The organism is Sphingomonas aliaeris, from assembly GCF_016743815.1.
In the GTDB taxonomy this organism is placed as follows: Bacteria; Pseudomonadota; Alphaproteobacteria; order Sphingomonadales; family Sphingomonadaceae; genus Sphingomonas; species Sphingomonas aliaeris.
Map to the genome: position 1 here is coordinate 2,675,752 of NZ_CP061035.1, position 13,015 is coordinate 2,688,766.

Here is a 13,015-nt window from a genome sequence, read left to right on the forward strand (position 1 = left end):
GCCGCCATCTTAGGGCGCGACGTAATGACGACGGATGTTTTGCAGCAGGACGATCAGGTGGCCAAGGCAATCGCGCCGACGCCGACCACGGATGCGTTGCCACGCCGTTTCGCCGATTTCGAAACGCTGGGCGACGCGCTTGATTACGCCGCCAGCGGAGCGCGCGGTCTGAATTTCCATGATGCCCGCGGCACGCTGACCCGCCCCTATCCTTTTTCCGAGATGCGCGCCGACGCGATCCTCACGGCACAGCGTCTGATCGCGGCCGGCGTCACGCCGCAGGACCGGATCGCCCTGGTCGCCGAAACCGGACCGGAATTCGCCGCTTTGTTCTTCGGCGTCGTCTATGCCGGTGCCTGGCCGGTGCCACTGCCCTTGCCCACATCGTTCGGCGGGCGCGATTCCTATATCGAGCAGTTGCGCGTTCAGCTTTCCAGCTGCGACCCGACGATGCTCGTCTATCCGCCCGAACTCGCCGAAATGGCGGGCGAGGCCGCCCGGATCGCGGGCGTCGAAGGGATCGACTGGTCGGAATTCCAGACGCGCGCCGCGCCCGACATGGCGCTGCCCCGCGCGCGCGGCGACGACGTGGCGTATCTGCAATATTCCAGCGGATCGACGCGGTTCCCGCATGGTGTCGCGATCACGCATCACGCGCTGCTCAACAATCTGGCGGCGCACAGCCACGGCATGAACGTGATGGACAGCGACCGCTGCGTGTCGTGGCTGCCCTGGTATCACGACATGGGTCTGGTCGGCTGCTTCCTTTCGCCGGTCGCGAACCAGGTATCGACCGATTATCTGAAGACGGAGGACTTCGCCCGTCGTCCGCTCGCCTGGCTCGACCTGATCAGCCGCAACGAAGGCACGACGCTCAGCTATTCGCCGACCTTCGGCTATGACATCTGCGCGCGCCGTATCTCGACGCAGATCAAGGCGGCGGACCGGTTCGACCTGTCGCGCTGGCGCGTCGCGGGGAATGGCGCGGACATGATCCGTCCGGACGTGATGCAGAATTTCGTCGATGCATTCGCCGATGCGGGCTTCAAGGCGAGCGCGTTCCTGCCGAGCTATGGCTTGGCCGAAGCGACGTTGGCCGTGTCGATCATGCCGCCGGGCGAAGGCATTCGCGTCGAACTGGTCGAGGAAACGCAATTGTCGGGCGTCGCCGCCGGTCAGGATCGCCCGCAGCGGTTCCGCGCGATCGTCAATTGCGGCAAGGCCGCGCGCGACATGAAGATCGAAATTCGCGAGGAGGACGGCACCCCCCCTGCCCGAGCGCGCGATCGGCAAGGTATGGTGCACCGGCCCGTCGCTCATGGTCGGATATTTCCGCGACGAGGCGGCGACCGCTGCATGCATGGCGGACGGCTGGCTCGATACCGGCGACATGGGGTATCTGAGCGACGGCTATATCTACATCGTCGGCCGGGCGAAGGACATGATCATCGTCAACGGCCGCAACCATTGGCCGCAGGACATCGAATGGGCGGTCGAGCAACTGCCCGGCTTCAAGGCCGGCGATATCGCCGCCTTCGCGATCACGACGCCGGGCGGCGAGGAAACCCCCGCCGTCTTGGTCCAGTGCCGGAGTTCCGACGATGCCGAGCGCGTTCGCCTGCGCGAGGAAATCCGCGAGCGCGTACGCTCGGTTACCGGCATGAACTGCGTCATCGAACTGATCCCGCCGCGCACCCTGCCCCGGACGTCGTCGGGCAAGCTGAGCCGGGCCAAGGCGCGGAACCTGTATCTGTCTGGCGACATCAAGCCGTACGATCTGGCGGCCTGAAGGGGTTTTCAGGACTTTTGGTCCGCTGACAGGATGGGCGTGCCGGGCTTTGGATGCGCTCGCCGACGTGCTTTTAGCCCGTCCGTTCGTGCTGAGCTTGTCGAAGCACCTGTCGCTCTTTCCGCCCTTCGACAGGCTCAGGACGAACGGGGGGTGATTGGCGACGGCGCCGAGAGTCGGTCGGCCTCAATACGGTTGGCGGTGTTTCCGGGTGCGCATGCGTATCTGCAAACCGCCGCGTCAGGCGCCGACGACTTCCCTGCCCCAGCGCACCAAGCACCCGGATCATAACCATATTCTAACCTCCGCGCCGCTACGCTGGCAGGCGTGAATACCAAGCCATCATCCCAGTTCGCCGCGCGGCGTATCGACGCACGCGCTTTGCTCGGCCTGTACGACCCGGCCGACTCGACGGACTGGGGCCCGATCCGCGCGGCGCAGTTGCATGCGGGCAGCCAGTTGGCGCTGTTCCTGCTCGCCGCGAACGTCGTCGGCGCGGCGATCGTGACGCTGATCCTCGCGCGGCTGGTACCGTTGTGGCAGCTGGCCATGTGGAGCGGGCTGACCGCGGCGGTGGCCGTGGCCGTCGCCTTGCGCCGGCTGGCCTCGCGGCACCGGACGCAGACCACGGCGGATTTGCGCGACGTGCGCGGGACGGTGATGGACGGAATCGCACTTGCGGCGATCTGGTCGGTTCCACCGCTGACTTTCGCGCTGAAAACGGATGCGACGGCGGCGCTGGGGCTATGGATCGTCGTATCGATCCTGATGTCCGCCTCCGCCATCGCAATGGCTGCGCTGCCGCTCGCGACGATGAGTTTCCTCGGCATTTTGGGACTGTCGATCGCGATCATGTTGTGGTCGGTCGATGGGCCGCTCTTCGCCGCCGCGACCCTGCTGTTCTCGTCCCTGCTGATGATCGGCTGCTTCGCCCGCGGGCGCGCGCTGGTGCTGATCCGCGCCGGCGAGATCGCGCTAGCCGAACGCGACGAGACGGTCAGCCTGTTGCTGCGCGAATTCGAGGAAACCAATGCCGACTGGCTGTGGGAAATCGATCCGCAGCGCCGGATCGTCCGCGCATCGCCGCGCTTCGCGCATTCGGTCGGGCTGGATCCGATCACTGTCAACCAGATGCCGTTCCTGCAACTGCTGGCGGGCCCGACCTGGGATTCGGGGAACTTCACTCCGGCCCTGCGCGAGCTGGCGGAGAAGCTGAAGGCGCGCGAGGCGTTTCGCGACATCGTGCTGCCGGTATCGGTGAAGGACGAGGAACGGTGGTGGGAGATCTCCGCCAGCCCGCGTTACGACGATCGCGGCACGTTCATCGGATTTCGCGGCGTCGGATCGGACGTCACGGAACAACGCGCATCGTCGGACAAGATCAACCGGATGGCGCGTTTCGATACGCTGACCGGCCTGCCCAACCGCCTGCTGATCCACGAGACGCTGGGCCGCGCGATGACCGAGGCGGACAAATGGAACAGCCGCTGCGCGTTCATGATGATCGATCTGGACCGGTTCAAGGCGGTCAACGACACGCTCGGCCACCCGATCGGCGACCGGCTGCTGGGGCGCGTTTCGGAACGGCTGGGCCAGTTGATCACGGATAACGAGATGATCGGCCGGCTGGGCGGCGACGAATTCGCCGTCGTCGTGCGCGATGCGAGCGATCACAACCGCGTCGAACAGCTCGCGCGGTCGATCGTCGAGACATTGTCGCGGCCATACGAACTCGACGCGCATACACTCTTCATCGGCGCGAGCATCGGCATCGCGATCGGGCCACGCGACGGCCGCACCGCCGAGACGCTGATCCGGTCGGCGGACCTCGCCTTGTACCGGTCGAAGGATGCTGGCGGCGGTACGTTCCACACCTACGAGCCACAATTGCACGTCGCGGCCGAGGAACGGCGCGTGCTGGAAATGGCACTGCGTCAGGCTCTTACGAATGGGGAGATGCATTTGAACTATCAGCCGGTCGTCTCGGCGGGGACGGGCGGGCTGATGGGGTTCGAGGCGCTGTTGCGCTGGAGCCATCCGCAACTTGGTAACGTGTCGCCGGCAAAGTTCATCCCGCTCGCCGAGGATGCGCGGATGATCGCGCCGATCGGCGAGTGGGTTCTGCGCACCGCATGCGAGGAAGCGGCGCGCTGGGCCAACCCGGTCCGCGTCGCGGTCAACGTCTCGCCGGAACAACTACACAATCCGAACTTCGTCACCGTCGTCGCATCCGCGCTGTCGAACAGTGGGCTGCCCGCCGACCGGCTCGAGCTGGAAGTGACCGAAAGCGTGTTCATGAAGGAGGGCACGTGCGCGGTGCAGGTGCTGGAGAAGATACTCGATCTCGGCGTGCGCCTGAGCCTCGACGATTTCGGAACGGGCTATTCCTCGCTCGGCTATCTCAGCCGGACGCGATTCTCCTCGATCAAGATCGATCGCAGCTTCGTCACGCAGGCATCGAAGGGCGTCCGCGAAGCGATCGCGATCATCCGCGCTGTCGTCGCACTCGCGCAGAGCCTCGATATGGCGACGACCGCGGAAGGCGTCGAGACCGAGGCCGAACACCGCATGGTACAGGATCTCGGCTGCACCAAGGTGCAGGGCTATTATTTCGGCCGCCCCCTCCCCGTCGACGAAGCCCGCGCGCTGGCCAATCGGAGATATGACGACGCCGCGGCGGCATGATCCGGCATTACGGTCTTGCCCTGCCCCGAATATGAATTTATGGCCCCCGCTTGATAGGGGTGTAGCTCAGTTGGTTAGAGCGTCGGTCTCCAAAACCGAAGGCCCACGGTTCGAGTCCGTGCTCCCCTGCCATAACAGGACGATATTGCCGACATAGTCGGCTACGGCCGACGGTCGGCTGCTTGATACTTTTGGAACGTCCTCCGCTGCGAAATCAAAACCCGTATATCGCGCGGTAATCTGACGTTTGAGACGAGCGGGACCGACAGTTGGATGGTGCCTAGTCTGCATTCATAGATGCAACGGTGGATCAAATCCGACGCTTTTCTAGAGAGCCTCCTGTCGACCCTTCGATTCACGAGCCGATCGCGGCACCAGGGCAAAGTGATGCACTTGCGGTCGCTATGCATCGTCGTAGCTCAGGCCATACCGTACCCACCTGCATCATTAATCCGCTTCACAATAATCCGCTCGCCTCCTAAGTCCGGCGCCGCCGCATGCTCGGCTCTTGTTCAATTTCGTGATTTCGGGGCTGTCGACATTGAACGTGATAGATAGCGGGCAGCGTCGTACCCGACACGATATCCAAGCGTTGCGTGGCTACGCGGTGCTTGTCGTCATCCTGTATCACACCAATCTCGGCTTGGTGCCTTTTGGTTTCCTCGGGGTCGATACGTTTTTCGTCATCTCGGGTTACCTGATTACTGGTATCATCAGCAGAGGCATTCGAGATGGTGGCTTCAGTATTGTCGATTTCTATCTTCGACGTGCGAAGCGCCTTTTTCCGGCAACTTTCGTCACCCTGCTAGTAACGGTCACTGCTAGTATTTTTTTGCTCACGACAAGCGCTTGGATTAACTTTGCGCCACAGTTTTACGGAGCGCTGGCGTTCGCCACGAATGTCGTTCTATGGCAGCAGATAAACTATTTCAAAGCTGCAGCGGAGTTGGAACCGCTCCTGCATATGTGGTCTTTGGCGGTTGAGGAACAATATTACTTTTTGCTGCCGATCCTGCTGCGACTAATACCAGCTCGCTTTTGGCCATCCATGGTCGCGGTGCTGACAGTAAGCAGCCTCACCGCGTACATTCTTCTATATTCGCATTCGCCCGGCGCAGCTTTTTATCTGCTTCCGACGCGAGCATGGGAGATCGGCATCGGGGCGGTCGTCGCTCTCCTGCCTCCTTTGAAAAAAGCGATCCCAGCACGCGGTGTGGCAGCGTTCGTCGCCGCGATATTGCTGTGCGTGATACCTTTTGCCGGGTTGGGTGGCATTCCGCCCCACCTGCTCGCCCTCCCTATTACGGTCGGAACGGCAGCAATACTGTATGCCGACATCACGCCGCGGCGGCCGATGCTCCTACAGAAATCACTTGGATGGCTTGGAGATCGTTCCTACTCGCTCTACCTTGTTCACTGGCCAATATTTGCGTTGGCGCGCAATGTCTATTTGGCGCTTCCTCTGCCGCTCTGGCTCGTCCTGTCTTTACTGGTGTTGACCGTGACGTTGGCGATGACGCTATACTCTTTTGTGGAGGAACCGCTTCGTCGCAGCCACATGTCAGCCAGAAATGTTCGGCTAATGTGGATCGCAGGGACCTCCCTTCTTGCTATTATCGGGGGGCTTGGCTCCTTGTACGCTCAATCGCGACGGCCGGCGCTCGATTTGGCACCTGTGACAGGTTTGTCGGTCGCTGCATGCAACAGCGTAGAAACCCCGTTCAAGGGCGGCTGCGTTCAAAGCAAAACGCCGAAAATGTTGATCTGGGGAGATTCTCTGTCGCAGGCCATAACGCCGGGTATGGACGCTTCCACCGATGAGCCGATCGCTCAAGCCAGCATGGGCCAATGCGCGCCGCTGCTCGATATCGCGCCCGTGGATGCCGACTCCCCGAAGCCCTATGCCTTGGAATGCATCGCGCACAATAAGAGCGTTCTCGAATATGCCATCAAGACACCGAGCATTCGCGTGGTCGTTCTGACCGGAGCCTATCTCAGATATGCGCAGGCCGGGACCTCGGCCCTGCGGTCGAATGGTTCAACGGCGCCAGCAACTTTCGAGGAATTGGCTGCGGCTCAGCTCCAGACGACGAAAGCGTTGAGAATGGCCGGCAAACGAGTCGTGCTGATCACGCCTCCGCCCCAGGCAAAGTATAGCATAGCGTCGTGCCAAGAGCGTGCGTTGATGGGCCTGATGACACGATCCGCCCGCCCCGATTGCGCATTGACCCCTGGCGATCGCCAATCGGGGGAATCCGAGATGCAGGATATGTTCCCTCGAATATTGGCCTCGGGCACGCCAGTCATCAGGCTGGATCGAATGGTCTGCCCGAACGAAATCTGTAGAACTCAGATAGATGGCCAGTCTCTTTACCGCGACGGCACGCATCTTAGTCGAAGTGGCTCGATCCTGCTCGGCCGGCGCTTCGGGCTGGGATCGCTTGCGTGGCGCGAAGCGCGATAGCAATTGATCTTGCAGCCAACACTCCGAATTGTCCGCCCGGCGCCGCCGCAACCCGCGTCGCTTGCGTTCGACGGTACGAATCGCTAGATGCAGCGCCCATCCGACAGCGAGGATGAGACTGCGCCGGTTCCGACAGGAACCGGGCGGCGCTCTCTGCTTTGTTGCCGGGCTTTTTCTTGAAACGGATTCACAGCACAGTGGCGAAAACGACCCCGATCGAGTTCATCCGCCAGGTTCAGGCAGAGACCAAGAAGGTCGTCTGGCCGTCGCGCAAGGAGACGATCATGACCGGCGTGATGGTCATGATCATGACGACCGTGCTCGCGGTGTTCTTCTTCGGCGTGGACAAGCTGTTCCACACGCTGGTCACGCTGCTGCTGTCCCTCGCTGCCAAGGGTTGAGAACATGTCGCGCTGGTACATCATTCACGCCTATTCGGGTTTCGAGGGCAAGGTCCGCGATTCGATCATGTCGGAGGCGACCCGCATGGGTCTCGAACAGCTGGTCGAGCAGATCGAAGTCCCCACCGAGACCGTGACCGAGGCCCGCCGTGGCAAGAAGATCGCGGTCGAGCGCAAGTTCATGCCGGGCTACGTCCTCGCCAAGCTGAACATGAACGACGACGTGTACCATCTGGTGAAGAACACGCCGAAGGTCACCGGCTTCCTGGGCAGCATGGGCAAGCCGCAGCCGATCAGCGAGGCGGAAGCCGCGCGCATGCTGAACAGCAAGGAAGAGGCCGCCGCCGCGCCGAAGCAGAAGATGAAGGTCGATTACGAAATCGGCGATTCGGTGAAGGTGCTGGACGGCCCGTTCGCGAGCTTCAACGGCATCGTCGAAGAACTCGATTTCGACCGCAGCCGCGTCAAGGTTTCGGTGTCGATCTTCGGACGTGCGACGCCGGTCGAACTGGAATTCGAACAGGTCGAACGCGCCAAGTAATTTGCGAGCGGCGCGTGGTCGGCGAGATCGCCCCGCGCCGCCGCCTTGGTGGTCGATCATAAGCCTTTCGATACCGTCGAAACGGATGCGCCACCCTTTCAAGATATCGACTTCGGCGTAAGCTGGGGCATTCCCCGCAACGGGGGCCGATCGAAGGATAGGCGCATGACCTTCCGCATTCCCCGTCGCCCGCGTCTCGGCGCTTGTCGCCCTGTCCTTTCCTCCGCCACCCTGGTCGCCGCGATTGTGTCGGCCGCCCCGGCGCGCGCGCAGCAGGAGGACGGTCAGTTATGGCTTCAGGCGAACACGAACGTCCCGCTCGCCGATAAATTGCGCATCACGCTCGAGCAGATCGCGCGGTTCAGTGACCGGCAGAAGGGTTTGTATCAAAGCGAGCTCGGCGGATTGCTCGGCTACCGGGTCGCGGACAATGTCGAGCTTGGCTTCGGCTATCGCTGGGTCGGGGCGCATAACGGCAATACCGGTGCGAACGAGAACCGCATCCGACAGCAGGTCGTCGCGACGTTCGGCCCCGTCACCACGCGGTTCCGCGTCGACGAACGCTTCAATCCGCGTGGCAGCGAAATCGGATTCCGGATCCGCCAGCTGGTCCGTTACAATCACAAGATCGGCAAGAAGGGCGTGGCGCTGTTCGTCAGCCACGAAAGCTTCTTTCTGCCGAACACGACGAGTTGGGGGCAACGCAGCGGCTATGAACGAATGCGTAACCTCGTCGGAGTTGCGGTGCCGATCGGGAAAGCGATGTCGGCGGATATCGGATATCTGAACCAGTACCGGTTCGGCCGCGGCGGCGCCCGCCCGCAGATGGATCACGCGCTCAGCGTGCAGCTTACGATCAACCTTCGCGGCCTTGTGGCGCCGAACGTCCACGACTGACGTTCTCCATCATCCCATTGACATGGTTGCCGCTTCCGATGTCATTGCAAGACGTCGCGGCACTACCCCTCCAATAGATCCCCACCGTTTCTTGCTATCAGGCCGGGCGATCTTGGCTTCGTGTCAGAACGCCGAGAAGTTCGGTAAAAAACTTCTCTGAGTTCATTGCCTTTTTCTTCCGGTGAGGCGCGACAATCGCTTGATCCGGGCGTGTCGTGCTGCAAAGAAATTCCCGGGGGAATTCGATGGGTGAGCATAACATAGATTGGGGCGCGCGCTTCCAGCAGGCGGCGATCGAACCGTGCGAGTGGCTTCCGGCATTGCAGGAAATGGCGGATGCGACCGGATCCGCGCGGGGCCAGTTGATTGGCGTTGGGGGAACCAGCGCGATACCGTTCAACTGGGCCAATGGCTTCAGCGAGACCGACACGATCGAGTTCCTGCGGATGGGTGGCGCATCGCCATCGATCAATTATCGTATCGCCGCCAACAGGGAAGCCGCCCCATCCTCGATCGTGCACGAACCGGATTACCGCCGCGCAATCGGGCGACTGTCGAATGACACTTATGTCGATTATTGTCGCGATGCCGAAATTCCGCACGGGTGTCAGACGGCACTGATCGCCGAGGATCGCGCGTTGGTAGGGCTGGCAGTGTTGCGGACGGAACGCGACGGACTAACCACGCAGGCGCAGCGGGACGAGTTCGCGCGTGCATCGGCAGGGGCGAGAGCCGCCGTTCGGCTTCAACGCGCGATCGAGCACCAGGGTATCGAACTCGTCAGGAATACGCTGGAGGCGATGGCGGCAAATTGCTTCCTGATCGACGGGTTCGGACATATTGGCGCGATGACGCCGGGTGCCGAGCAGGCCGTCGCGGCCGGGCAGTATGTCCGCATCGTGGACGGCTCGCTGAACGGTACGACACCGGCCACTATCCGCCGGATCGGGCAGGCTCTGCACACGGTGCTGACCGATCGAACGCCGACGCGAGTCCCGCTCGGGGAAGGCAGACGGCTGGACATGTTTGCGCTGGCGCGTCGCGACTGGGTGCTGAGCTTTTGTCCGCAGGCGATCGTGATCCTGCGCGACACGCGTGCGGACATTGCGGCCGAGGTGGACAGCGTCACACAGGAGTTCGGCCTTTCCCCTGCCGAAGCGCAGGTCGCCGGAATGTTGATCGCGGGCATGGAACGCGAAGCGATCGCCGCGGGCCGTGGCGTGACGCCCGAAACGCTGAAATCGCAGATCAAGGCGATTTACCAGAAAACCGGCTGCGGGCGGGAAGCCGACCTTATCGCGCTTGTCGCCGGATTGCGGCGCTGATCCCCCGCGCGGGGGATGCGGGCGCTTGCACACCCCCGTAAAGCGACCCCGCCATTTCAGGGGAGAATATCAATGAATTTCAAGCATCAGGTCATCACGGCGGGCATCGTGGCCGCATTCCTCGCGGGCGCATCGACCGCCAGCGCACAGGAAGCCGACGAAGATAGCACGAAGGGCTTCTATATCGGTCTGTCGGGCGCAGTCGCCTCCGTCCAGGACACGACGATCAGCTATTACGACGAAGGCGGCACGTTCGGCGGCACCGGCGCGACGGATCGGGCGGACTTCAAGGCCGATCTGAAGAAGAGTGCGCAGTTCGGCGGGACGATCGGCTATGATTTCGGCATGATCCGCAGCGACATCGAGATCGCTTACTCGCGCAACCGTATCTCGGGTCTCGCGATCGAGCGCGTCAACGGCGCCGCAACGACGCTGACCGCGGCCGATCGCGCCGACGTCTGCGACTATCTCGAAGTCACGACGTGCCCGGGCAGCGGTAACAGCTTCACCTTCTCCGACGGTCCGAAGGTGCGCCAGTTGTCCGCACTCGGCAACGTGTGGGTCGATCTGCCGCTCGGCAAGGTCGTGACCCCCTATGCCGGCGGCGGCATCGGCATTGCCGGGTTCGAACTGGACGGCGAAGGCAAGGCACGCTTCGCATGGCAGCTGGGCGCAGGCGTCCATATCGCCGTGTCGCCTACCGTCGGTATCACGCTCGACTATCGCCACCGGGAAGCCAAGGGCTCGCGGATCACCTATGACGCAGTCTCCGGATTCGACATCGGCAAGATCCGCACCAACAGCTTCGGCGCAGGCTTGCGCTTCACCTTCTGATCGCAGCTAAAAAACATGCCGCGCGTGGCCCATTCGGGGCTGCGCGCGGCATTGCATTTCGGCGCGCCGTGCTTTAATGGCGCGCGCTTCCAACGCTATCGCTGTGGAATTGCGGGAGGGCGCGGTCGTGCCCGTCTGTACCGCTAAACTTGAACCGGGCGACGCCATATCGGCGTTCCCATGACAGAGTGAGTGAAGATGGCTAAAAAAATTACCGGCTATATCAAGCTGCAGGTGCCGGCCGGCTCCGCAAATCCGTCGCCCCCGATCGGCCCGGCATTGGGCCAGCGCGGCGTGAACATCATGGAATTCTGCAAGGCGTTCAACGCATCGACCGGCGACCAGGAAAAGGGCACGCCGCTGCCGACCGTGATCACCGTCTATGCCGACCGTTCGTTCTCGTTCGAGACGAAGACGCCGCCGGCATCGTATCTGATCAAGAAGGCCGCGAACCTGAAGTCGGGCTCCAAGGAGCCGGGCAAGGTCGTCGCCGCGAAGATCAAGCGGTCGCAGCTGGCGGATATCGCCACCGCGAAGATGAAGGATCTGAACGCCAACGATATCGAAGCGGCGACCCGCATCATCGAAGGTTCCGCCCGCGCGATGGGCCTCGAAGTGGTGGAGGGCTGATATAATGGCATTCGTAAGCAAGAAGCAGAAGGCGATCACGATCGACCGCGAGAAGCTGCATTCGGTGGACGAGGCGATCGCCCTCGCCCGTTCGGGTGCGACCAGCAAGTTCGACGAGACGATCGAAGTCGCGCTGAACCTGGGCGTCGATCCGCGTCACGCTGACCAGATGGTTCGCGGCGTCGTGACGCTGCCCAAGGGCACCGGCAAGACGGTGCGTGTCGGCGTGTTCGCCAAGGGTGCGAAGGCCGATGAGGCACGCGAAGCCGGCGCCGACGTGGTCGGTGCGGAAGACCTGATGGAGCTCGTCCAGGGTGGCACGATCGATTTCGATCGCTGCATCGCGACCCCGGACATGATGGGCGTCGTCGGTCGCCTGGGCAAGATCCTGGGTCCGAAGGGCATGATGCCGAACCCGAAGCTCGGCACCGTGACGATGAACGTCGGCGAGGCCGTAAAGGCAGCCAAGGGCGGCCAGATCGAATATCGCGTCGAGAAGGCCGGTATCATCCATAGCGGCATCGGCAAGGCATCGTTCCCGGCCGAAGACCTGCGCGCGAACTTCGACGCGCTGGTCGATGCGATCGTCAAGGCGAAGCCGGCGGGCGCCAAGGGCAAGTATGTCCGCAAGGTCGCCGTCAGCTCGACCATGGGCGCAGGCATCAAGGTCGACGTGGCCGAAGTCGCCGCCGCCTGAGGCGTCAAGCCAAGCGAATATGAAGAGGGCCGGGAGCGATCCTGGCCCTTTTTTTTGTGCCCTTTACCAGAGCATGACGGCCTAAGATCGAACCAACTCGTTCGGAATGGGCTCGATCAGTTTAAGCGTCCCGGCTCTCAGGCGGGGATGCCCGTTTCCGGACGAAGATAGGCGAACATGTGCGGCACATAGTCGGCCTTGCCGATGTCGACGCCTTCGCCACGAAGGATCGCATAGGCCATCAACACGTGGAAGTAGAATTGAGGCAATGCCCAGTCCCTCACGTACTCCGCGCCAGTCAGGTCGAATATGCCGCGGCCGGGAGCATCGATTGTGATCGGTGTCGTGCCACTCTCGTCCAGACAATCGTCGGGCAGCGTATCCAGAAACGCCAGCGCCTGATCGATCCGCACGCGGGCGTCGGCGATCGAACCGGGCGCATCGCCGGCATCACGCGCCTCGGCCGCGACGGCCAGCAAGGCTTCAGGCACCGGCTCGCCAAGAAGCCTGAACACCGCCTCCTGCGCCTGAAAGGCTGCAAACCGTAATTGCGTCGCCAGTGGATACATGTCCGAGGCGATCGACGCCGACAAAAGCTGTTCGGCCCTATCCGGCTGCTGTGCCTCGGCCTTGTCGAGCAACCCGGTCAACGTCCGCAGCATCTGCTTGTAGGTCGGAAGGAGTAACGTCGTCGGAGACATGTCTGGCCCTCGCATCGGTTGAACGCTGCCGAAAGATATACCGCGCCGGGC

The 13,015-nt window shown here is 62.5% G+C and carries 10 protein-coding genes, 1 tRNA gene and 1 pseudogene; 11 read left to right on the forward strand and 1 reads right to left on the reverse strand.

What is annotated here, in order from left to right; genetic code table 11:
* Nucleotides 1-24 precede the first annotated feature (24 nt).
* The 11 genes and pseudogenes from H5J25_RS12655 to rplA all read left to right on the forward strand — a co-directional run bounded on the left by H5J25_RS12655 (nucleotide 25) and on the right by rplA (nucleotide 12,263).
* Nucleotides 25-1,789 (forward strand): annotated as a pseudogene (locus H5J25_RS12655) (fatty acyl-AMP ligase).
* Nucleotides 1,790-2,116: 327 nt separating this feature from the next.
* On the forward strand, nucleotides 2,117-4,474 hold the full coding sequence (locus tag H5J25_RS12660; protein ID WP_202091521.1) for a putative bifunctional diguanylate cyclase/phosphodiesterase: 2,358 nt from the start codon (nucleotides 2,117-2,119) through the stop codon (nucleotides 4,472-4,474).
* Between the two features lie 55 nt (nucleotides 4,475-4,529).
* A tRNA-Trp gene (locus tag H5J25_RS12665) sits at nucleotides 4,530-4,606 on the forward strand.
* A gap of 376 nt (nucleotides 4,607-4,982) precedes the next feature.
* A complete protein-coding gene (locus tag H5J25_RS12670) occupies nucleotides 4,983-6,938 on the forward strand; it encodes an acyltransferase family protein (RefSeq protein WP_202091523.1) in 1,956 nt (651 codons plus the stop codon).
* Between the two features lie 197 nt (nucleotides 6,939-7,135).
* Complete coding sequence (secE, locus tag H5J25_RS12675; protein WP_202091525.1) at nucleotides 7,136-7,339, forward strand: preprotein translocase subunit SecE; 204 nt, start codon at nucleotides 7,136-7,138, stop codon at nucleotides 7,337-7,339.
* A gap of 4 nt (nucleotides 7,340-7,343) precedes the next feature.
* The gene (nusG, locus tag H5J25_RS12680; protein WP_202091527.1) at nucleotides 7,344-7,880 is read left to right on the forward strand and encodes a transcription termination/antitermination protein NusG; all 537 of its coding nucleotides are present in this window, start codon (nucleotides 7,344-7,346) and stop codon (nucleotides 7,878-7,880) included.
* Between the two features lie 165 nt (nucleotides 7,881-8,045).
* Nucleotides 8,046-8,777, forward strand: a complete 732-nt coding sequence (locus tag H5J25_RS12685; protein ID WP_202091529.1) for a DUF2490 domain-containing protein — start codon at nucleotides 8,046-8,048, stop codon at nucleotides 8,775-8,777.
* 245 nt (nucleotides 8,778-9,022) lie between these two features.
* Nucleotides 9,023-10,102 carry a helix-turn-helix transcriptional regulator gene (locus H5J25_RS12690; protein ID WP_202091531.1) on the forward strand — a complete coding sequence of 360 codons (1,080 nt, stop codon included), beginning with the start codon at nucleotides 9,023-9,025 and terminating at the stop codon, nucleotides 10,100-10,102.
* Between the two features lie 72 nt (nucleotides 10,103-10,174).
* The gene (locus H5J25_RS12695) at nucleotides 10,175-10,936 is read left to right on the forward strand and encodes an outer membrane beta-barrel protein (protein ID WP_202091533.1); all 762 of its coding nucleotides are present in this window, start codon (nucleotides 10,175-10,177) and stop codon (nucleotides 10,934-10,936) included.
* Between the two features lie 198 nt (nucleotides 10,937-11,134).
* Nucleotides 11,135-11,566: a 50S ribosomal protein L11 gene (gene rplK, locus H5J25_RS12700; protein ID WP_202091535.1), complete on the forward strand. Its 432-nt coding sequence runs from the start codon at nucleotides 11,135-11,137 to the stop codon at nucleotides 11,564-11,566.
* A 4-nt stretch (nucleotides 11,567-11,570) separates the two neighbouring features.
* Nucleotides 11,571-12,263: a 50S ribosomal protein L1 gene (gene rplA, locus H5J25_RS12705; RefSeq protein ID WP_202091537.1), complete on the forward strand. Its 693-nt coding sequence runs from the start codon at nucleotides 11,571-11,573 to the stop codon at nucleotides 12,261-12,263.
* 137 nt (nucleotides 12,264-12,400) lie between these two features.
* Here the strand turns inward: rplA and H5J25_RS12710 are convergent, their stop codons facing one another.
* The gene (locus H5J25_RS12710; RefSeq protein ID WP_202091539.1) at nucleotides 12,401-12,964 is read right to left on the reverse strand and encodes a DUF1993 domain-containing protein; all 564 of its coding nucleotides are present in this window, start codon (nucleotides 12,962-12,964) and stop codon (nucleotides 12,401-12,403) included.
* Between the last annotated feature and the right edge of the window lie 51 nt (nucleotides 12,965-13,015).